Source organism: Pullulanibacillus pueri (assembly GCF_014639255.1).
In the GTDB taxonomy this organism is placed as follows: Bacteria; Bacillota; Bacilli; order Bacillales; family Sporolactobacillaceae; genus Pullulanibacillus; species Pullulanibacillus pueri.
The window spans coordinates 12,204-35,004 of sequence record NZ_BMFV01000014.1; the positions used below are offsets into that span (position 1 = coordinate 12,204).

Genomic DNA, 22,801 nt, shown 5'->3' on the forward strand with positions numbered 1-22,801 from the left:
TTTCCTCCCTCTTTCCTCTCCTCTATATTAACACATAAAAAAAGAATATTATGTCTTTAACTCCCTTTACCAAACGTGCTATAAAAGATGAATGACTCTTCTCAAGTAAATCATTTTAGGAGGGGTTGAAGGAAATGCGACGTAAAGGCTCTCGCACTCTTACTTTATTTGGTGCTAAACAACCGCTCCGGCAGAATACTCCGCCTTCCGTGGGCACGGCTTCAGCATCCTCACGGACACTTCACCCAACCGGGGCCCCGAAAAAACGCTTTCTGTTTTTTCGGGGTGGTCTAGGGGTCTTCAGACGCGTGCTGTTCCCACAGGAGTCTACGTATTCTGCCTACGCACATGAAGAAGATCTGACTTAAAATTGTTTGAAAGAAAAGTAATGGTGCCTGTTTTTGAGATGAATTAAGAAAACGGGCATTAAAGAGAAGTCATGATGATCCGTACCGGAACACTTCAGTAAAAGCGTGTCCCTCAGCGCCGCCTAAACTAGAACGATCATCACCGATGGCGACCAGAACTTTTTATATCAAAAACCATCGACAGCACGCAAGTGGTTTGGAGCGTATGGCGCGAGACTCCTTCGGGAACAGCTACCAGGTTACTTCACGAATAAACTTCGAGTTGTTTCGAGAAAGCTGACGACGAAGTTATACGAGTAAACGCAGGAACAGGGGATTTGTAGTATAAAGACTTGGGAACACAAATATAACAACCAAGGAACTTCGGTTGAAAACGTCACGTCATTAAGGAACTTCGACTAAAACCGTCACATCCGTGTGACGACACCGAAGCTAGCACCTCAATACCACCCCAAAAAGTAAAGAACTCTTTTCGGGGACCCCGATGGTGCGTCGAACGCCGACCCTACCCACATCAAAAAATCGTAAAACATGATTTTTCTGCGAGGCTAATTCTCCTAGTAGCTTTCCTTAGTCGTGTGGGCATGAGAAAAGCGAGCGACCTGGAGCAGAGATCTAACACTATTAGCTCGGAAAAGTATCACCTTGCAGTTACGTCGTAATTTATATGAATTGTAGGACTCAACACGTATTGAGCCTATAAAAACAAAGGGTCAGGCGCTACCCGTTCATAGATGACTTTTTCAAAAGTCTTATCTATGGCTCCGGATAGAATCCTGACCCCTTCTGATCTTGAGTCACCCTTTATACAAGTCTTAGCGTGGCTCTACTATTAACTTAATGGCCGTTCTTTCTTCACCGTCAATTAAAATATCCGTGAAAGCGGGAATACAAATGAGGTCTACACCACTTGGAGCTACAAAGCCTCGTGCAATCGCTACAGCTTTGACCGCTTGATTTAAGGCACCCGCACCAATGGCTTGTATCTCAGCACTTCCTCGTTCACGAAGGACACCAGCGAGTGCACCAGCTACGGAATTCGGGTTAGATTTTGCTGAAACCTTTAATACGTCCATTTCTTCTGTACCTCCTCTAGAGAATCGTTATCCCATTGTATCTATATTCCTCATCTAGTACATGTATTCCTTCAAAGGTAAAATTAATATTCAAATTTTTCTAAATGACCATAAAACGCTCAAAAATTCAGTCGTAAAAGGGATGGTCATCATTAATTAGCCGCCGTTTTATCGCGGTTGCTTTCCCTGATGAAGGAGCAATATCTATGATCACCGCACTTAATTGCCCTCGTCCCTTTTGACTTTCAAAACGAACGGGTAAAGCCGTCTTGAAACGGCGAATAACCGCCTCTCTTTCAACACCTATAATCCCATCATAAGGACCTGTCATCCCAACATCCGTCAAATATGCTGTGCCATTATCTAAGATTCTTTCGTCTGCAGTTGGGACGTGGGTATGGGTACCGACCACCGCAGACACCCTTCCATCCAGATACCAGCCCATCGCCAATTTTTCACTCGTGGTTTCAGCATGGAAATCAACAAAGATGAAAGACGTTCTCTTTCTCGCTTCGTCAATAAGTTTATCTGCTGTTTGAAAAGGGCAATCGATCGCAGGCAAGAAGGTCCTTCCTTGGAGATTAATGACTGCAATCTCAATACCATTTTTATTTAGAAAGGTCATGCCTTTGCCTGGTAAGCCTTGTGGATAATTAGCTGGACGAACCATATGTTTGGCATCATCAATAAATTCAAAAATTTCTTTATTATCCCATGTGTGGTTACCTAGCGTTACTGCATCTGCGCCCGCACTCATCAATCCTTTATATATTTTTTGAGTAATGCCTTTACCATGTGCGGCATTTTCACCATTCACAATGGTTACTCCTGGTTTATAGTAGGATTTTAGTTTCGGTAAATAATGATCTACCATTTCCCGCCCTGTTTTACCGTAAACATCTCCTACAAATAATATTCTCATGTCAATACTCCTTCTCACTACAATATTCCGTTATTTCTAAATAGCATTTCTTACGACTCTTATTATAGTTTAAACTTATGGTCTTCACGATGCAAAGACAAACGCTACACTAAAAGACTGAGCATCCTGATGCATATTGAAAAAGACCCTTTTGATCATTGTGTGAAAGTAAAAAACGGCAAAAAGCATGCCCAGTCGTCATTCAGTTGGGTACGGGGAAAGCGAACGTTCTGGAGTAGAAATCCACACCGTCTTGTTGACCAGAATTTATGTTTTCTGCCGTTATGAAAAAAACGGCCAAGATGGCCGTTTTTTATTTATTATTTAGCATATTCAATTGCTCGAGTCTCACGTATAACAGTGACTTTAATATGCCCTGGATAATCCAGTTCATTTTCGATTTTTTTCGTAATATCCTTTGCCAATTGATAAGATTTGGCATCATCCACAAGATCTGGCTCAACCATAATACGAATTTCACGGCCAGCTTGAATCGCGAATGATTTCTCAACCCCTTCAAATGACTCGGAAATTTCTTCTAATTTCTCGAGACGACGGATATAAGTTTCCAATGTCTCTCTTCTCGCACCCGGGCGAGCGGCTGATAAAGCGTCTGCCGCTGCGACAAGAACGGAAATGACTGATGTTGCTTCTGTATCACCATGATGCGAAGCGACACTGTTAATCACCACAGGGTGTTCTCCGTATTTCGTTGTTAACTCAACCCCGATTTCAACGTGACTGCCTTCTACTTCATGGTCAATAGCCTTTCCGATGTCATGCAGTAAGCCCGCACGTTTTGCTAGAGTCACATCTTCTCCTAGTTCCGCAGCCATTAATCCCGTTAAATAAGCAACTTCCATGGAGTGCTTTAAGACATTTTGTCCATAACTTGTCCTAAATTTTAAACGACCAAGAATTTTGATCAAGTCAGGATGCAAGCCATGAATTCCAACTTCAAACGTAGTTTGCTCCCCGTATTCGCGAATCATTTCATCAACTTCTCGGCGAGATTTTTCTACCATTTCTTCAATCCGCGCTGGATGGATTCGTCCATCAAGGACCAGCTTTTCTAAAGCAATTCTGGCAATTTCGCGTCGGATCGGATCAAATCCAGATAAAATAACGGCCTCTGGTGTATCATCAATGATGAGATCAATACCGGTTAATGTTTCAAGGGTACGGATATTTCTACCTTCTCGGCCAATAATTCGACCCTTCATTTCGTCATTTGGCAAGTTAACAACTGAAACCGTTGTCTCCGCCACATGATCTGCCGCACAACGTTGAATGGCAAGAGAAAGAATACTCTTTGCTTTCTTATCGGCTTCTTCTTTAGCACGATTTTCAATTTCCTTCGCCATTTGTGCAGCTTCATGGACAGCTTCGTGCTTCACTTGATTAATGACGAGTTCTTTTGCCTCGGTAGCCGTTAACCCAGAAATCCGCTCAAGTTCGGCTTGCTGACTACGCAACAATTCCTCCACTTTGCTTTCCATCTCTTCAATTTGTCGTTGTTGTTTTCCGAGAGAATCCTCCTTTTTATCCAGTGATTCCTCTTTTTTATCGAGTGTTTCGCTTTTTCTATCAAGGAGATCTTCTTTTTGAACGAGTCGATTCTCTTGCTTCTGAAGTTCGTTCCGGCGATCACGAAGTTCATTATCCGCTTCCGTTCTCATCGAATGAATTTCATCTTTTGCTTCAAGAAGCGCTTCCTTCTTGGACGCTTCAGCGTTCCGCTTTGCCTCTTCAATAATTTGTGACGCCTGATTTTCAGCCGTCGCAATCCTAGCTTCAGCGATTGATTTGCGTACCAAGTACCCGATCAGGATCCCAACGACTATAGAGATCAGCGCAATGGAGATGGTGGCTAGTATACCCATAATATTCACCTCCTGCTCTGAAACAGTCGTCCTATTTCACACACATAAAGACCTAAAAGGCCTCTTTTTCACTTTTTTAACTCACATTTTTAATGAAAGAAAATAAAGAGACACTTTTATTGTATATTTGGAAAAATTGGTTGTCAACTCAGTACAGGAATAAGATTCTATTTTTAGGGGAAAATAATTTGGTTATTGCCGATTTTCAAGCGTTATTGGCCTTTTGTAAAAAATTTTATTTTCAAGTATGAAATAACAGGAAATCCTTCTTTTTTACATTTCCAAAACAACCAAACATGAAATAGGAATTAAAACCTATGCCCAGATATAAAAGACGCCCATGAATGACTCATGGGCGTCTTTCTATCCTACTCTTATAACAATTCGCCTTGTTCAGCAATATCAGCGGCTGCTTCTTCTTTATCTGCATCCAACCCATAGTGTTGTCTGACAGCTGTTTCAATGATATTACGCATCTCTTGATTTTCCTTAAGGAATTGCTTGGCATTTTCACGTCCCTGACCTAAACGTTCGTCATTATAGGAATACCATGCGCCGCTTTTTTGGACAACATCAATGTCAGAGCCAATGTCCAAAATCTCGCCTTCCTTAGAGATCCCTTCACCATACATAATATCCACTTCTGCTTGTTTGAATGGAGGCGCAACTTTATTTTTAACCACTTTTATACGTGTCCGGTTCCCAACCATGTCATTCCCTTGCTTCAAGGTTTCTGCACGTCGGACTTCAAGACGCACTGACGAATAAAACTTCAATGCACGTCCCCCTGGAGTAGTTTCTGGATTCCCAAACATCACACCGACTTTTTCACGGATTTGGTTAATAAATATTGCTGTGGTTTTTGATTTATTAATGGCACCTGAAAGTTTCCGCAAGGCTTGGGACATAAGACGAGCTTGAAGACCCACATGAGAATCACCCATCTCACCTTCAATTTCAGCCTTAGGAACAAGTGCGGCAACAGAGTCAATAATAATGATATCGACCGCACCACTTCTCACAAGAGCCTCAGCGATCTCAAGGGCCTGTTCCCCTGTATCTGGTTGCGAGAGGAGTAACTCATCAATGTTAACCCCTAAGTTTTGAGCATAGACGGGATCTAAGGCATGCTCTGCATCAATAAATGCCGCTTGACCGCCATTTCTTTGCGCCTCAGCAATCGCGTGTAAAGCAACGGTCGTCTTACCAGAAGATTCGGGTCCATAGACTTCAATGACTCTTCCGCGAGGGTAACCACCAACGCCTAATGCGATATCAAGTGCTAAAGAGCCACTTGAGACTGTGGATACTCTTTGTTCAGCTTGTTCACCAAGCTTCATAATTGAACCTTTACCAAATTGCTTTTCTATTTGTCTTAAAGCCATATCGAGGGCTGCTTTTCTCTCGTTCATAAGCTATTATCTCTCCTTAATAGGTATAAAGGGGCAAGGGACTCCGATCGTTTATTTCTATGCTTTGAAAGTCAATCCCTAGCAAACCTCTTCCGTATACTATTATAATAGACGTTTTTCATTCATTTGCCAAGTGTTTTGCGAACATTTATTCGATATTTTTCAAAAATGAATATCAATCTATTAAATGACGTCTCAAAAAATCAAATCCATGTAAAACCGTTCTTTTCCGAATAGCCGCTCTAGAACCATTTAACTCTAAAGCATGAACCACCGTCTCATTATCATCAGCTATACCGATAAAGACCGTTCCAATAGGTTGACCTTCTTCTGTTGAAGGACCCGCGACACCAGTAAAACTAATGCCAATATCAGAGCCACATTGTTTTTTTGCTCCGATGGCCATCTCTTCAGCGCAAGCACGGCTCACTGCACCTGCGTTATCCAAGGTTGTTTGCGCAACCTCAAGGAGATGCCCCTTCACTTGATTGGTATAACTAACAACAGCGCCCTTAAAAACCGACGAGGCTCCGGGTAAATCGGTCAATTGCTGACTAAATAGCCCCCCCGTTAAGCTTTCTGCCGCCGCTACCGTCAGGTGCTTCTCTTTAAGCAATTCAAAAACAACCTTCGGGAGTGAGGTAGCATCACCATAACCGTATAAAAACTGACCTACTCGTGACTGAATCTTTTGCTCTAAATCATTTAAAAGTTCCTGAGCCACGGCTGCATCTTTATGTTTTGCCGTTAAGCGTAGCGTCACTTCACCTTCTTTAGCCAAAGGGGCGAGGGTCGGATTAGTCTGAGAATCAATCAGATCCATCAGTTCTGTTTCTAATGCTGATTCGCCTATACCAAAAAAGCGCAAAACACGTGAATGGAGAGGTTCATTCAAATCATTCATAAGATAAGGCTTTACACTATTAAGAAACATTGGTCTCATTTCACTCGGTGGTCCTGGCATTAAGATATAACGATGCTCTGGGTTCTCGATGATCATCCCAGGGGCCATTCCATTGTTATTAGGAAGGACATGACTCCCCTCTAAAATAATCGCCTGCCTACGATTATTTTCGGTCATCACACGTCCTTGCTTAATAAAATAAGCCTCAATTTGATCCATTGCTGTTTTGTCGGTCACCAATGCTCTCCCCAAGCATTTCGCAACAACTTCCTTGGTAAGATCATCTTTTGTCGGTCCTAAACCGCCCGTAAATATAATTAAATTAGAGCGTGTTTGCGCAATATGAATGACTTGCTCTAAACGCTTCGGATTATCACCTACAACGGTATGAAAAAACACATTAATCCCTAGCTCTGCCAATTGTTCCGATATAAATTGCGCATTTGTATTTGCAATCTGCCCAAGTAAAAGTTCCGATCCCACTGCAATAATTTCCGCATTCATCTTCAAGGCCACCTTCATTCATGACAAATTTTGATTCTTATTGAAACTCATAATAAAAAATGCAACTTACTGCCCTAGTTAAATAATTATCGTTAGACAGGGCTAATTCCTGCTTTTATTTTGATTTTAATAAAATGTCACGATTTTTATAAAAGTACTCTCCACCAGAAAGAATCGTTAAAACAACGGCTATCCACAAGAAAATATCAGCAAGCGGGAATCCTTCCTCACCAAAAGGGATATTATGAAAAAGTAAAAGGATAAGAGCAATCATTTGTGTTGCTGTCTTCCATTTGGCCATTTGACTAGCGGCAATAACTTCGCCACCTTCAACCGCAACGAGGCGTAAACCCGTCACAGCGAATTCACGTGCTAAAATCACAATCACCATCCATGAAGGGATGACATCAAAGCCGACTAAAGGAACGAAAGCACTCATCACAAGCAATTTATCTGCAAGCGGGTCAAGAAATTTCCCGAAATTCGTCACCAGATTCAATTTCCGGGCATAATAGCCATCTAACCAATCAGTACATGAGGCAACAATAAAAATAATCGCCGCTATAAAATCCTGAACGGGAATGACTGCATGCCAGATGGTAATATTTCCGAAGGACCATGGAATTAAAAAAAAGATTAAAAAGATAGGGATTAGGATCACTCTCGAAACAGTAATTTTATTAGCAATATTCATTTCTATTCCTCCAATAATAAAAACGTAAAGGTTCATTTCCGTAGAAAAAGAGCCACCCTTCGATGACTCTCAATCATTTAGGATTTTTTAAAATTAATCGTAATCGACTGGGTATAGTCGTCATTGGGGTACTTTAAAACTTCTCCATTAATCTTCACAATCGCATGATGCGTATCGCCAATTTTCAAGTAAAGCGTACCAATATCACTTAAATCCTTTTTAAAAGAAACATCCTTCCTGTTATCCACGCCTTTAGATACACTATCATAGAAATATTTTTCACCGCTTGCATTGTCCTTCGTAGCTGTTAACCACGAATAATGACCATCCATGGCAGTGACTTCAACAACAAACTTATCCGTTCCAGATAAGGTATAGGTTGAAGCTGAACCATTGGTTTCTGGTTCAGATAGCTTTTGGGTCTGTTTTTGTTCCGTCTCATCAGACGTTGTTTTATTCTCTTTGTCAGTATCCGTATCTTTAGCAGACGCCTCAGATCCCGGTTGATCATTCACCGCGTCATTACTTTTAGACTGATGATTTCCAATATCATTTCCTTGTTCTAAAGTCACATCGTCATTAGAAGTCTCTGTATCCTTTGAGCTGTCACTTCCACCAGACATATGTTGAGCAACAACCCAAATCCCGATTCCTAAAGCTAATAGGATAACCACAGCTCCTGCAAAAGGAAGTATTGATGACACCTTTGAACTCGTATTTTTTGCTTTAATAGGTGTTGTTTTAACACTTCGTGAAGGTAATTGCTCTATCTCGGGCTGAACAGGTTGGGGAATCTCTTTACCGTACTGACTAAATATTTCCTGAGTATCAAGGCCTAAAGCTTCAGCATAGCTTTTGATAAACGCACGAATATAAAACTGCCCTGGAAGAATCTGATAGTCGCCACGTTCGATAGCGGCTAAATAGCGTTTTTGTATTTTGGTTGTTTCTTGAATTTCATCGAGCGACAGTCCTTTTGCCTCTCTTGCCTCTTTTAGAACCTGTCCTAACTCACTCACGAATGAACACCTGCCCAATATCAGTTAAAATCATTAAATGCTGAATAGCCTTCTTCCAACATATCGTATGTAATTTCTTCATCATGATGGTTCCTTAATTCAATAATATAGTCAAAGTCATCCAGTCGATATTCTGAATCACGAACAAAGATATCAGGATGTTCTACCACCTTAGTCACAGGCATTCTCATCACTCTCCGCAGTAACTCCCAATGTCGTTCTGAAGAGCGTCTAGTAGAGACAATCCCATCGATGATAAAAATATGGTCATCAGTAAACTCGTCATCAGCTAATTGACTTCTCACTGTTTGTTTTAACAATGTGGATGAGATAAAAACCCAGCGCTTATTGGCGCACACACTCGAAGCGACCACCGATTCCGTTTTTCCGACACGTGGAAGTCCCCGAATACCGATAAGTTTGTGTCCCTCTTTCTTATACAGCTCTGCCATAAAATCAACAAGTAAACCAATTTCATCACGAACAAAGCGAAAGGTTTTTTTATCATCAGCATCACGAATAAGATACCGGCCATGACGAACAGCAAGCCTGTCACTTAATTTAGGTTCTCTCAATTTTGTTACATTTATGTTATCCATTGTCTTAACAATTGCAAAGAGTTGATCAATCTGTGTACTGTTTTCCGTACGTAATAACATCCCTCGTCTTGAATCATCGACTCCATTAATCGAAAGGATATTAATACCAAGCATACCAAATAAGGAAGCAATATCTCCTAATAGCCCAGGACGATTCCTTTGAATTTCATACTCTAAATACCAATCTTTTGTCAACATAGAAAACCTCTGGAAATTCGACGTATAAAACTTTACTACTATAAAGAACATCTTTCCTTAATATTAATTTAAACTAAATGATAAAAGGTTTCAAGTGAGGATAAGGAAAATCAAATAAATTATAGAATTTTCAATTATCTACACATGAAGGATTCTATAAAAAAACTGGAACAAGTCATTCAAAACACACCTGACGATCAGACATGAATCCTCCGCATTAAATCAAAGCTTTTATTTTTACGTCCGTTTTACTTATATAGTATTAGAAAAACCGAACAGAGAAAACTTGCTCTTTCTTTATAAAGTACTGAAAAAATTTTTAATATCAAAGGCAGCTTTAGCATAAGGGAATTGGATCGGAAAGACGTGAGATTGGGAACACTTATACTAAATGTGTTCCTCAGCGCGTGGACTCACGGATACCTAAACGAGAGTCCTTCGGGAAAGCAACGAGTCAACGCCGAGTTGTTCTGAGAAAGCTGACTTCAAAGCATTCGAGTAGACGTAGGAACAGGGGACTTTTAATCATAGTTACTTTGGAACACACAGGTAAACCATCCCAAAAAAACACTTTTAGGGGACCCCGATTGAGCGTCGAACGCCGCCCCTACCCACATCAAAAATCGTAAAAACGCGATTTTTTTTGCGAGGCTTATTCTCTTAGACGCTTTCCTTAGTCGTGTGGGCATGAGAAAAGCGAGCGTTCTGGAGCCGTAATCCACTCCGTCTTGATGGCCAAACATTTATACTTTTAAGAAAAAATCGGCATAACGCCAAGCCTTGGTGAAGTTGCACTTATAGATAAAATTATCCTTTCTGAGGTTACAAAGAAAGTCAGGTTCTCAGAATGGTGAGAACCTGACTCTTAACCTTGACTTACCTAAAACGATGATTATTTTGATCCATTATTTTGAACAAGCTTCACCATCATATTGGCGATAGCGTGCTGTTCATCTTTGTCCGCTACACTCCATAAGTCAGAGAGCATGCGTTGCTCATCATTTTTTGGATCAACATGATCAGCAAGATAACCACCGATTTCAGTAGCAAAATTGCTTATTGTATCTTGACCTACGCCCTTGCCTTCTGCTTGATGCAAGCGATCAGCTAAGAAATCTTTCCATTGATCCCAGTTTTGAAGAACAGACATGTTTGAATTACCTCCTTGAATAGGTCCTACGCTAATAGGATGTCTTCCGGACGGTAATCTATTCACATTTGACTTTCCCAATAAAAGGTATGTCTGGCTGCTTGTCAAGATACTGTCTAGCAGTACCAAGCGCCATTGATTGAAATAATTTGACCGTTAATATATTCTGCGGATGGTGAGGCTAAAAATTTCACTAATGCTGCCACTTCATTCGCTGTCCCTAATCGTCCCGCTGGAATTTCATCCCTTAAAAGCGCCATGGTTTCTTCATCATAGGTTGCCATCATTGCGGTTTCTATCGCTCCTGGAGCAACAGCATTAACATTAATATGACTGGGGGCAAGCTCCTTGGCGAGAGCCTTCACAAAACTGTTTTGCGCCCCTTTTACCATGGAATACATCACTTCCATCGCCGCCCCTGTTAACCCCCAAATGGAGGTAATAAAAATGATCGTGCCCTTCTTAGCCTTTACCATCTGAGGAACAAAATGCTGCGTCACTAAAAAAGGGTGGGTAATATTGGCTCTAATAAAAGCATCAAGGCTTGCTGGACTAACATCCGTTATTAATCCTACATGGCTTTGTCCTGAATTTTGTATTAAGCATTCAATAGGCACTTTAATGGTTTGCAGAGCCTGAAGCCCCTCTGGCTGTGTCAAATCAGCCTGAATGAGTGGGAATGATTGTTGCGGATAGTCCTCTTTTAAGCCCGTCGCTAATGCTTCCGCAGCTTCACGGTTACGATTATAGTGCAAATAAAGAGAAAACCCCGCTTCAGCCAAAGCTCTGGCAATTTCCTGACCAATCCCTCCACTTGCTCCTGTAATTAAAGCAAACTTTGTCTCTTCCAATTATTTGGCCACCACTTTAAACTTTGTAAAGCCTTCATCATGGAAATGTTCTTCAAGCACTTGTTTTAATTCATCAAGACTTAAGGATTCAAGGGTTGGCACAATAGAAAATAAATCCATTCCGTTAAATTGGTAACGGGTAAATTGGTTTGCAATAAATTCGGGTGAATTTAAAGCCTTTAAAAAGGAGCCAATTCTTTTCTTGCGTGCCCTTTCAATGGCCGTTTCGTCTAAAGCCTGTTGTTTCGCTTGATCAATCATATCCTTGACACGAATTGCAAAGCCATCTGGATCTTCGGTGTTCCCTCCGATAGCGGAAAAAGCAAACTCATGCTCTTCTGTATACTCAAAAGAGAAACTGTCATCAATGAGACCTTCCTCAATGAGGGTGCGATAGTTTTCAGTTCCTTTACCAAACAACACCTCTAATAACAGCTGAACAGAGAGTTCGTGACGGAGCATTGCCTCGCCTTCTCGATGAACCGTACGTTCCTTAAAGCCCACAAGACACTTTGGTGTTTTCACAGGCATAGATAATACTTCTTCTTTCTTTGCAACAGTCTGAGGTTCTTCAGGATACTTTCTTTCGATGGCTTGTTTATTGGTATAATCCTTCTGCCTTTGGTTATCCTCAACAAGTTGGAATATCTTTTCTGGATCGACAGGCCCTACAATAAAAAGCACCATATTACTCGGATGATAAAAGGTACGATAACAATCATAAAGATGCTCTTTTGTGATCTTAGCAATAGACTCCACTGTTCCAGCGATATCAATTTTCACAGGCTGCTGATGATACATATTCTCGATTAAACCGAAATACAGCCGCCAATCCGGATTGTCATCATACATTCTAATCTCTTGTCCGATAATCCCTTTTTCTTTTTCAACATTCTCATCTGTAAATGCCGGAGTTTGGACAAAGTCGATGAGGGTTTGTAAATTCTCTTCGACACGAGACGTGCTAGAAAATAAATAGGCCGTTGCTGTAAAAGAAGTAAAAGCATTCGCCATCGCTCCTTGTGTCCCAAAGGCTTGGAAAACATCAGTCCCATCGGGTTGCTCAAACATTTTATGTTCGAGAAAATGGGCAATCCCATCAGGAACGTTCAGCCACTCATCACTATTATGCTTTTTGAAATGGTTATCAATCGACCCGTATTTCGTCGTAAAGGTGGCAAAAGTCTTATTAAACCCTTCTTTTGGCAAAATATAGACGTTTAAGCCATTGGCTAATTGTTGATGGTAGACGGTCTCTTGTAATTGATCAAAGCGTTTCGTTTCCATCTTCATCCCTCCTGTCCTTGAAGAAAGTAAGTCGTGTCAAGCGTTGTCATATGAGCGGCTTTTATAATCTCATCTCGATCAACCTTCTCAATGGCTGCAAACCACTGATCAAGTTCAAGCCCATGATTAGAAAGGACCTTTTGATAAAGGACATCAATCAGACCAAAAGGACTATCTAAAGCTTCAAGAATGGAATTTTTCAACAAAGCTTTAGTCTGAGCCACTTCTCCCTCCGTAAAATCGCCTTCTTGGATGGCTTTTAATTGGGCAGCAATAATATCGACCGCTTTCTGGTAATTCACAAATTCAATACCGGACATGACAATAAGCAGCCCTTTAAAACTTTCATATCTTGATGTCGCATAATAAGCAAGACTCATCTTTTCTCGTACATTCATAAACAGCTTGGAATGAGGAAAGCCCCCGAATAATCCATTAAACACTTGTGTTGCCGGATAAAGGGGATCATCTATTGTCACATTGGTGCGGTAGCCTAGGTTGAGTTTGCCTTGTTCGACTTCCTGACTTTCTTTAACGACTTTAGCTTGCCTTTTAACAACCGGCTCGAAGGTGTTTTGAAGCTTTACTGTTTCCCGATTGTTAAAGGTTAAGACTTGGCCAATCCTTTGCTTCATTTCTTGATGATCGATGTCACCCACAACATAAAGATCAATTTCATTTGTTTTAAGCATGTCTTGATAATATGTGTAGAGTTCCTCAGAGGTTAGCGATTCTAATGCATCCAATGTGCCATTGGTATGAAGAGCATAAACCTCTCCTTCACACATTTCATCAATTAAGCGCTCATTTGCATAACGCATCTTATCATCGTAAATGGCCAGAAGTCGCTGTTTTAAAGCTCGTTTTTCCTTTTTAAAACTCACTTCATCAAAAGCGTGACCCTCAACATTCGGCTGAAGGATAGCCTCGCTCAAAAGTTGGATACTTTCTTCAAGAAGTGATGAGGTCTCTGAAATAAACCGTTCGTTGGCCACATGAACATGAAGTGAGAGAAGATGATTGTTCCCTTTCTTCTGAACCTGTGATGACAAAGTTGCCCCATAAAGATCATCCAAACGTTGTTGAAGTTGTTGAGACGTTGGTGATTGTTTTGTACTACTCTTCAAAAGATGGGCGAGTAGAGCTCTTTTAGTCACTGTTTCCTCTTCCAAAGGGGCTCTAAATTGGATTACCATTGTTACCGTTTTAAATTTATTTGTGGCTACAGTATGTAACGTAAAGCCTGGTAACGCATGAATGTGTTCATCTATGTAACTCAAGGTCATTCCCTCCTCGTGAATAAGTGTTCTAATAAGGTTTTTTATCCTTATTCGAACTAACTTTTTTTAAAGTCTGTTTCTTTTTTCATTGTACCCGAAAGCAAGCATTTGAACCAATAATATTAGAAAAACCGAGCTAAAAAAACATGCCCGGTCCTCGTTTAGATATTGAAAAAGTTTTTGTTACCAAATGGTTCGTAAGCAATCCAATTGCATGGGACGGAAGGTGCGAGATTCGGAACACTTATAATTAGTGTGTTCCTCAGCGCCACCAACTCAAGGGTGCCTAAAAGAGAGTCCTTCGGGAACGGGGCGAGCATGATTTCACGAATAGATGCCCGAGTTGTTCCGAGAGGAGCCTACTAGTAGACACACGAACAGGGAATAGCTTGGAATGAGATCACCACTTATTTGAAGACTCAAGCTTTTGTTTTCTTTTCTTGTTTCTAGACGCTTCATTTATGAGGAAATTTCATCTTCAATTTTAGAAATAAGCACTTCTCTTGGTTTACTGCCTTCATAAGGCCCAATAATATGATGATCTTCCATAGCATCAATTAAACGTGCCGCGCGTGTATAACCAATTCGAAAACGACGCTGGAGCATAGACACTGATGCGGTTTGCATGTCGACGACTAATTTTACAGCATCATCGAATAATTCATCCTCAACGTCTTGTGCTTTCGTCTCTGGCTCATCTGTTGGAATCATATTTTCTTGATATTGGGCTTTCTGTTGTGAAATAACGAAGTCCACCACAGCTTCAACCTCATCATCTGATAAAAAGGCTCCTTGAATACGAGTAGGTTTCGAGGCACCAATCGGCAAGAAAAGCATATCTCCTTTTCCAAGCAACTTCTCTGCCCCACCACTGTCCAAAATTGTCCGCGAATCGGTCTGTGAAGAGACACTAAATGCAATTCTCGAAGGAATATTGGCCTTAATGACACCAGTAATGACATCGACAGAAGGGCGCTGCGTGGCAATAATTAAATGAATACCAGCGGCCCTCGCCATTTGTGCCAGTCGCGTAATGGCATCTTCGACATCCTTAGAAGCGATCATCATAAGATCTGCTAACTCATCAATAATGACGACGATATAAGGCATGAAGGGCTGTTGTTCCTCAGTGAGCTCATTATTTTTTTGAATATAGTTATTATAGCCGGTAATATTCCGGGTCCCGCTGTGTGAAAACAACTCATAACGCCGTTCCATCTCGTCAACAACCTTCTTCAAAGCCTGCGACGCTTTCTTAGGGTCTGTCACCACTGGCGTCAAAAGATGGGGTACCCCATTATACACATTGAGTTCGACCATCTTGGGATCAACCATGAGGAGTTTCACCTCATGGGGCTTCGTTCTCATTAAAAGACTCGTTATAATTCCATTAATACACACACTTTTACCACTCCCTGTTGCCCCTGCAACAAGTAAATGTGGCATTTTACTCAGGTCGGCAAGAATAGGCACTCCTGAAATATCCCGACCTAGACCGATGGCCAACTTAGAGGATTCTTTTGAGGCGTAATCAGATTCTAGTACCTCTCTCAAGCTAACCATGGCCACTTCTTGATTAGGAACCTCAATCCCTACCGCAGATTTCCCTGGAATAGGCGCTTCAATTCGGATTTCTTTAGCGGCTAAGGCAAGGGCTAAATCATCGTTCAGATTCACGATCCGACTTACCTTCACACCGACATCTGGATAGACCTCATACTTAGTCACCGCTGGCCCTAGATGGACCTTTTTCACTTTTGCTTTGACACCAAAGCTTTCAAAGGTCTGTTCGAGCTTTCGAACATTCGCCGCAATATGCTTTCGCTCATTGGACTGGGAGTTCTTAACCGGTGAATGCAATAAGTCAAAAGATGGGAGTTGGTAAGATTCATTTTCAAGTTCTGGCACGAGAAAGCTTTGCTCATTCACTTCTTCATCCTCAGCCTCCTCATTGTCAGTTGCCTGAACATCCTGGGACTCCACATGGCCTTCATCCTTATTAGCCGGGTTAGCTTGTTCATTAAAATCATGGATAATTGGAGGCTCAACGTCTTGACTTGTTTCAGCATGATCAATCAATTCAAGTGAAGCCTCTGCTTCTGCCTCCTGCTCTTTTTCCTTCGCCTCTTTTTTCTCACGTTTTCTTTCCTTGTTTTCTTCCCATTTCACTGCAGTATTTTCTTTGGCTGAGACGATTGCCTGTCGAAACTTAGCTAAAAGCTTATGTAAGAGATCTCGAATCGACTTTCCTGTAATCAATATAATAGAAATTAAGATTAAAAATAATGCCATAAACATGGCGCCTTTAGCATCAAAGAGAACATAAAAAAAGGCGAAGCAGATCGCACCAACCATACCGCCTCCTAAATATTTCACAGAGATATGACCAAGCAGTTGTTCTCTATATAATTCCCACGTGTTTCTTAGGACCGACGCATTTTTCCATTGATTATTTTCCGTTAAGGATTCAAAAAGTTTAACATGGCTAAGTAATAATAATGCCAGACACAGTAAATAAACACCGACCAAACGACGTGAAAAATAGGCCGGCTGTTTTCGGGACCAAATATAGTAAATGGATAAGGCAAGAGTGCCTAAAAAAATCAGAATGTACCATTCACCTGCAAAAAAGCGAGCAACTTGGACTAAAACTTTACCAGCGACCCCCATTTTAGTAATGCCAATGCAAGTCAAAGCAAATAAAAGAAGGCCAGTGGTTTCATAAATGAACATTTGCTTCCAGCCTTTTTTGGTCTGTCGTTTCTTTTTCCGCTTCCTTGCCATGGTGTCACCTCGGTTCTATCTTAAGATATATCTTAAGCACCGCATGATAAAAATCCTTAAGAGCTTTATCAAACAAATGCGGTGCTTGTCTTTTCCCTATTTATAATGTACCTTAAAATGTTTACTTGAGTAAAGGCTGAAGTGTCATCTTTTTTCCGGGTTGAATTTTTTCAGAAAGAAAATCTTGTGGATTGGAGCTCAAAATCTGTACAATCTCATATTCAGATGTTGAACTCTGTTCAATGATAAGAGGAACACCATCCACTTGAATGGTCCGCCTCTGAGCGGTAGGCACATCATGATCCTCATCAAAAAGAATTTCATGTGGCACAATCGTATAATACATGTTACTGCACCACCTGTTGATCAGATTGTTCTTTATGTTCCTTAATCAATTCCTGAAGCTTCATCAGGGCTTTCGCTACGCCCCCTACCTCATTAATAATGCCATATTCCACGGCTTGCTTCCCAACTAAATTAGTCCCTATATCAGTGGTTAAATTCGTTTTGTTAAACATGAGCTCTTGAAATTTTTCTGCACTAATATTGGAATGTTCAGTAACAAAGCGTGTAATACGTTCTTGAATCTTTTCAATATAATCAAAACTTTGAGGAACACCGATAACAAGTCCATTCATTCTCACTGGATGCACCAGCATTGTGGCACTCTCAGCAATAAAGGCATAGTCGGACGCAACTGCAATCGGGACCCCAATGGAATGTCCACCTCCAATGACTAAGGTTACGGTCGGCTTCGAGATCGTCGAAATCATTTCTGCAATTGCGAGTCCCGCTTCGACATCCCCACCTACTGTATTTAACATGACGAGTAACCCTTCAATTTTTTCATTTTGCTCAATCGCAATTAATTGCGGAATAAGATGTTCGTATTTTGTCGTTTTATTCTTTGGTGGAAGCGCCATGTGCCCCTCAATTTGCCCGATGACAGTAAGGCAATGGATGTTTGATTCCGCACCAGCAACATTGGTCTGTCCCAATTTTTGAATTTGGTTTAATATCGCATTGGATTCATTGTTTTGTTCCTGCTCTTGTTCATGTTGTTCATCAGACATAGTAACCTCTCCTTTTAAACTAGATAGCCATAGTATCTGATAAGGAGAAGGTTTTAATACAAAAAAGCGTCGCAGAAGCAACGCTTTTCTAAGAAGTAGTTCAAAAACAGATGTTTTGCAAAGATGAGTTTAAGTGAAGACACTATAGTCCAAAAAGCAAACACTTTTTGATGACCCTAAATTGCCTCTTTAACCTATAGCTTCCTCTTTTCCGATATCTCCCATTTTTGAACGTGAAATTGATTTAAATTTCCATGATAATTGGCAATATCATTGGGCGGCGTTTAGTTTTGTCATATAAATAGCGACTCAGGGCATCACGAATACCGTTTTTCAATGATGACCACTCTGAGACATTTTCGGTTAAAGCTTTTGAAAGAACTTCTGTGACAATATTGTTCGCATCTTCTATTAATTCCTCAGATTCTCGGACATAGACAAATCCACGCGTAATAATCTCAGGTCCTGATAAAATTTTCTTCGTGCGTCTTCCCAAAGTGACAACCACGATAAGCGTCCCATCCTCAGCAAGAAGTCTGCGATCTCGCAAAACAATGTTTCCGACATCACCGACGCCGAGACCATCGACGAGAACTTGGCCAGCAGGCACCTTATCTGTTTGTCTTGCTTCTCCCTTTGAAAATTCAACAACATCACCCTTTTCAATAAGAAAAACATGATGCAAAGGCACACCCATGGCCCCAGCAATGTCCATGTGAGCCTTGAGCAAACGAAATTCCCCATGAATCGGAATAAAATATTTGGGTCTAACGAGTTCAAGGATAAGCTTTAAGTCTTCACTAGAAGCATGTCCGGATACATGGACGCTTTCTCCATAAACAACCTTAACCCCCAAACGCATGAGATCATCAATCGCTTTGGTGACATCCTTCTCATCACCTGGTGAAGCTGAAGAAGCGTAAATAAAGATATCATTCGCTTTTGCCTCAATTTTTTTATGAGAATGATTAGCGATTCGAGTAAGCGGTGTAATCGGATCGCCTTCTGGACCCGTTGTAATAATAGCTGTTTCTTTATCTGAGATTTTCCCGATCTTATCTAAACTAATAAAAGTATGTTTAGGCACATGAATATAGCCTAATTTAGTGGCTATCCCCACTATACGTTCAAGATAGCGATTTTCGAGAGCCACCTTTCGCTTAGTTTGCACAGCTGCATTAATGACCTGCTGAATTCTATGAAGATTCGATGCATAAAGGGTCGTAATGACTCTGCCTTCAGCAAAATAAAAAATATCTTCCAGCTTCTCACCAACAATGGATTCTGATGGCGTATGACCGAGTCTTTCCGAATTTTTACTATCCGAAAGTAAACACAGTACACCTTCATCACCAAGACGTGTTAATTTGCTGAGATCAAACTTAACCCCATCTACAGGTGTGTGATCGAGTTTAAAATCACCTGTATGTACAATGGCTCCTTGCGAGGTATGGAAAATCAAGCCAACAGTATCCGGGATACTATGCGTGGTCCTAAAAAAGGAGATTCGATGTGCCCCAATCGCTACGTCTTTGTCGGGATCAATGGTGATCGTCTTTAGTTTTTTATTCAGCTTCATTTCCCTTAACATTTGCTCAAGAATGGCTAAAGTTAAAGTCGTGCCGTATATTGGAGCCTTAATTTTTTTAATTAAGTACGGTATGCCCCCAATATGAGCATTGTGAGCGTGAGTTAAAAATATAGCTTTCACTCGCTCACGATTTTGTTCTAGGTACGTAATGTCTGGAATAACAGTATCAACACCAAACATTTCATCTTTTGGATGCATCATCCCCGCATCAACAATGAAAATATCCTCGTTGATCTCTATAACAGTCATATTATTACCTATTTCGCCAACGCCGCCCATCGCATAAATCTTGACCTTATCTTCTCGTTGATTTTGCAATGAGCATTCCTCCTACTATTCACTTTTACGCTCGTTCATAGCTAAAGGGAACAGATTAGCTGCTCAGGCCAGCGGCTCAGAGCTCCCATTTCTGCGAACACAGGGCACTGTTGACTCCCAGCTCTGTGATCCCCTTATTTGAACACACACATAACAAATGAACATTTGAATTATTTAAATTTTCTTATAAAAAAGGATTACATTAGGCCTAAGAAATAGCATTACAGTATTCACACTTAACTCTCCCTGATAGGTAAGACACCATACTCAAGGATAAGCCCTTACACTTTTTAATCAAATTAAAATCAAATGATCAGCTATTTTCAAACATTAAACTTGATTAAAATCACTTACCGACAGTGATCCTACCGTGCCCAAGCTTGGCCACTTTTGAGGCATAGTTGGGCATTGCCAAGTCATCCTAGCCTTTTGTTAACCCGTTCGAATCCTTTAAAGGTATTATACTCTATATACTTGTTCATATACAAGGTAAAATCCTCATGTTATGTAATTAGCATCAATTTAGAGAATAAAGGGAAAGACATTCAAAGTGATGCACAGCGCCTTCCCCGCTCTGTATGTCCGTTGCCAAAACTGATAAATAGCGCTTTTTTATTCACTGAATTTATCAGTAAATTGTTGATAGACCTGACTAAGTTCCGCTTGCTCTGTATCGCTTAAACCTACCAGCGGCAGACGAACACCGCCAACCGAAACCCCCAATTGATTTAATAATGCTTTAACAGGAACCGGACTAGGCTGAGCAAACAATTGTTTCATTATGGGAAGTAGCAAGCGATGGGTCTGAGCAGCTTCCTTAACATTGCCATCAATAAAATCATGAATCATCTGTTGCATCTGCTGGCCAACGACATGTGAAGCCACAGAAACCACACCATAGCCACCAATAGATAGAACTGGAAGGGTTAAGGCGTCATCACCACTATAGACAACAAAATCATCAGATGTTCGCTCAATAATTTGCGCCATTTGACTAAGATCACCACTGGCTTCTTTAATACATACCACATTATCCAGTGCCGCTAACTTGACTACTGTATCGGCTTCTAGATTTGATGCTGTCCTTCCAGGAACATTATAAAGCATGATCGGAATGTGAACAGATTGAGCAATGGTTTTGAAATGTTCATATAATCCGCTTTGATTCGGTTTACTATAATAAGGGGAAACCAATAAAACACCTTCTACACCCAGCTTCTCTACTTCTTTTGTTAAAGCGACCGTGTCGGCAGTGTTATTACTCCCTGTACCAGCAATGACTGGCACACGCCCATCTGTGGCTTCTAAAACCATTTCAAATAATGCGAGTTTCTCACTTTTAGATAACGTCGGGGATTCCCCTGTTGTTCCTGAAACAACAAGACCTTCTGTTCCTGTATGAATTAAATGATCAACAAGCGGTTTGATTTGTTTTTCGTCTACCTCTCCATGCTGATCAAAAGGTGTTACCATTGCGGTTAATAACCGTCCAAACACCACAAAAATCGCCTCCTGAAACCTATCGAACATTTTTCATGATAATGAGTGACCACCATGATTTTCTCTCTCGGAATTTCTTTCTATAAACCTTATTGCTTAGTAATACTCACTAATGCCACTCGACTTCTGATTTTCTTTGTCTAATTCAAAAGCCCGATGGAGCCCGTTAACTGCTTCATGCAAGTATTTATTCTCAATCAGCACCCAAATTGTAGTATGAGAATCAGCTGATTGTAAAATTTGGATCCCTTGGCTGGTTAATGCATGCACAATTTTCGAGGTGACGCCAGGGACACCGGCAATTCCTGCCCCTACTGTTGAGACCTTTGCACAGTCCCTTTTCACTTCCGGATGATAACCAATGACCTCCAAAGCCGCAATAGCGCGGTCAGTCGTGCTTTTATTCACCGTATAGACGACTTCCTGCGGGCTGATATTAAAAAAGTCTACACTAATCTGTTGTTCCGCCATGGCTTTGAAAATCTTAGATTGGAAATCATATTCATCTTTTTTAGCTTTAACTTTAATTTGAGTAATTTCATCCATATAGGTGATACCAGTGATTAAACGCTCCTGAATATCCTGTCCTTTGCTTACTTTTTTCAATGCCGTAATCAAAGTTCCCGGACGGTCGGATTGGGTTGAGCGAATTCTGATAGGCACCTTCGCATGCATGGCAATTTCCACCGCTCTAGGATGAATGACCTTTGCGCCTTGATAGGCCATGTTACAGACTTCGTTATAGGTTAAAACATCAAGATGGCGAGCCTCAGATACAATCCTAGGGTCTGCTGTCATAATCCCTTCGACATCAGTAAAAATATCGATCCATTCTGCACCTAAGGCCGCACCTAGGGCAGCCGCCGAAGTGTCACTTCCCCCGCGACCAATTGTTGTGATCTCTCCTGTTTTGGTTTGTCCTTGAAAGCCGGCAACAACCACAACATCAACCATTTTTAAACGCTCTCTAATGTGTTCCGTTTTAACCTCAATTATTTTGGCATTTGTAAAATTTTCACTAGTGCGAAATCCCGCTTGACCACCTGTCATCGCTTCAGACTGGATATGATTTTCTTGTAAAAGGCTTGAGAACACGACTGAAGAAATCGTTTCACCACAAGACATTAACAGATCCATTTCACGATTTGACAAGTGTTTATTTTCTACTAGGCTAAGGAGAGTATCTGTTGCATAAGGAGCACCTTTACGGCCCATCGCAGAAACAACGACAACAACCTTATAGCCTTCCTCCACAGCCTTTTTAACATGTAAGGCGGCTTTTTGTCGATCCTCTACAGACTGAACCGACGTTCCGCCAAATTTCTGTACAATGATCTTCATCTATAGAACCCCTTAACTTTAAGTGTCGTTCAAAATAAGGCGATCAA

At 41.0% G+C, this 22,801-nt stretch carries 18 protein-coding genes; all 18 read right to left on the bottom strand.

Annotated elements, in window-relative coordinates:
* Positions 1–1,183 precede the first annotated feature (1,183 nt).
* The 18 genes from spoVS to dapG all read right to left on the bottom strand — a co-directional run bounded on the left by spoVS (position 1,184) and on the right by dapG (position 22,754).
* Positions 1,184–1,444, bottom strand: a complete 261-nt coding sequence (gene spoVS, locus IEV91_RS10160) for a stage V sporulation protein SpoVS (RefSeq protein ID WP_188497322.1) — start codon at positions 1,442–1,444, stop codon at positions 1,184–1,186.
* Positions 1,445–1,571: 127 nt separating this feature from the next.
* A complete protein-coding gene (locus IEV91_RS10165; protein ID WP_188497323.1) occupies positions 1,572–2,366 on the bottom strand; it encodes a TIGR00282 family metallophosphoesterase in 795 nt (264 codons plus the stop codon).
* 320 nt (positions 2,367–2,686) lie between these two features.
* On the bottom strand, positions 2,687–4,249 hold the full coding sequence (gene rny / locus IEV91_RS10170) for a ribonuclease Y (RefSeq protein ID WP_188497324.1): 1,563 nt from the start codon (positions 4,247–4,249) through the stop codon (positions 2,687–2,689).
* Between the two features lie 374 nt (positions 4,250–4,623).
* Positions 4,624–5,661 carry a recombinase RecA gene (recA, locus tag IEV91_RS10175; protein ID WP_188497325.1) on the bottom strand — a complete coding sequence of 346 codons (1,038 nt, stop codon included), beginning with the start codon at positions 5,659–5,661 and terminating at the stop codon, positions 4,624–4,626.
* Between the two features lie 175 nt (positions 5,662–5,836).
* Positions 5,837–7,069, bottom strand: a complete 1,233-nt coding sequence (locus IEV91_RS10180) for a competence/damage-inducible protein A (RefSeq protein WP_188497326.1) — start codon at positions 7,067–7,069, stop codon at positions 5,837–5,839.
* 115 nt (positions 7,070–7,184) lie between these two features.
* Complete coding sequence (pgsA, locus tag IEV91_RS10185; protein WP_188497327.1) at positions 7,185–7,763, bottom strand: CDP-diacylglycerol--glycerol-3-phosphate 3-phosphatidyltransferase; 579 nt, start codon at positions 7,761–7,763, stop codon at positions 7,185–7,187.
* A gap of 77 nt (positions 7,764–7,840) precedes the next feature.
* The gene (locus IEV91_RS10190) at positions 7,841–8,782 is read right to left on the bottom strand and encodes a helix-turn-helix domain-containing protein (protein WP_188497328.1); all 942 of its coding nucleotides are present in this window, start codon (positions 8,780–8,782) and stop codon (positions 7,841–7,843) included.
* Positions 8,783–8,802: 20 nt separating this feature from the next.
* Positions 8,803–9,579, bottom strand: a complete 777-nt coding sequence (locus IEV91_RS10195; RefSeq protein WP_188497329.1) for a YmfK family protein — start codon at positions 9,577–9,579, stop codon at positions 8,803–8,805.
* Between the two features lie 892 nt (positions 9,580–10,471).
* Entirely contained in the window at positions 10,472–10,729 is a 258-nt protein-coding gene (locus tag IEV91_RS10200) for a DUF3243 domain-containing protein (protein ID WP_188497330.1), read from the bottom strand.
* A gap of 116 nt (positions 10,730–10,845) precedes the next feature.
* Complete coding sequence (gene ymfI, locus IEV91_RS10205) at positions 10,846–11,580, bottom strand: elongation factor P 5-aminopentanone reductase (RefSeq protein WP_188497331.1); 735 nt, start codon at positions 11,578–11,580, stop codon at positions 10,846–10,848.
* Positions 11,581–12,867 (bottom strand): EF-P 5-aminopentanol modification-associated protein YfmH, encoded by a 1,287-nt coding sequence (yfmH, locus tag IEV91_RS10210; protein WP_188497332.1) that lies wholly within the window; start codon positions 12,865–12,867, stop codon positions 11,581–11,583.
* Positions 12,868–12,869: 2 nt separating this feature from the next.
* Positions 12,870–14,147, bottom strand: coding sequence for an EF-P 5-aminopentanol modification-associated protein YfmF (gene yfmF, locus IEV91_RS10215; RefSeq protein ID WP_239541294.1), 1,278 nt, complete (start codon positions 14,145–14,147; stop codon positions 12,870–12,872).
* A 459-nt stretch (positions 14,148–14,606) separates the two neighbouring features.
* A complete protein-coding gene (locus tag IEV91_RS10220; protein ID WP_188497334.1) occupies positions 14,607–16,931 on the bottom strand; it encodes a DNA translocase FtsK in 2,325 nt (774 codons plus the stop codon).
* A gap of 121 nt (positions 16,932–17,052) precedes the next feature.
* The gene (locus tag IEV91_RS10225) at positions 17,053–17,277 is read right to left on the bottom strand and encodes a YlzJ-like family protein (protein WP_188497335.1); all 225 of its coding nucleotides are present in this window, start codon (positions 17,275–17,277) and stop codon (positions 17,053–17,055) included.
* A gap of 1 nt (position 17,278) precedes the next feature.
* On the bottom strand, positions 17,279–18,004 hold the full coding sequence (locus tag IEV91_RS10230) for a ClpP family protease (protein ID WP_188497336.1): 726 nt from the start codon (positions 18,002–18,004) through the stop codon (positions 17,279–17,281).
* A 244-nt stretch (positions 18,005–18,248) separates the two neighbouring features.
* Complete coding sequence (locus IEV91_RS10235) at positions 18,249–19,913, bottom strand: ribonuclease J (protein WP_229745523.1); 1,665 nt, start codon at positions 19,911–19,913, stop codon at positions 18,249–18,251.
* A gap of 612 nt (positions 19,914–20,525) precedes the next feature.
* Complete coding sequence (gene dapA / locus IEV91_RS10240; RefSeq protein ID WP_188497337.1) at positions 20,526–21,413, bottom strand: 4-hydroxy-tetrahydrodipicolinate synthase; 888 nt, start codon at positions 21,411–21,413, stop codon at positions 20,526–20,528.
* A gap of 96 nt (positions 21,414–21,509) precedes the next feature.
* Positions 21,510–22,754 carry an aspartate kinase gene (gene dapG, locus IEV91_RS10245; protein ID WP_188497338.1) on the bottom strand — a complete coding sequence of 415 codons (1,245 nt, stop codon included), beginning with the start codon at positions 22,752–22,754 and terminating at the stop codon, positions 21,510–21,512.
* Positions 22,755–22,801 lie beyond the last annotated feature (47 nt).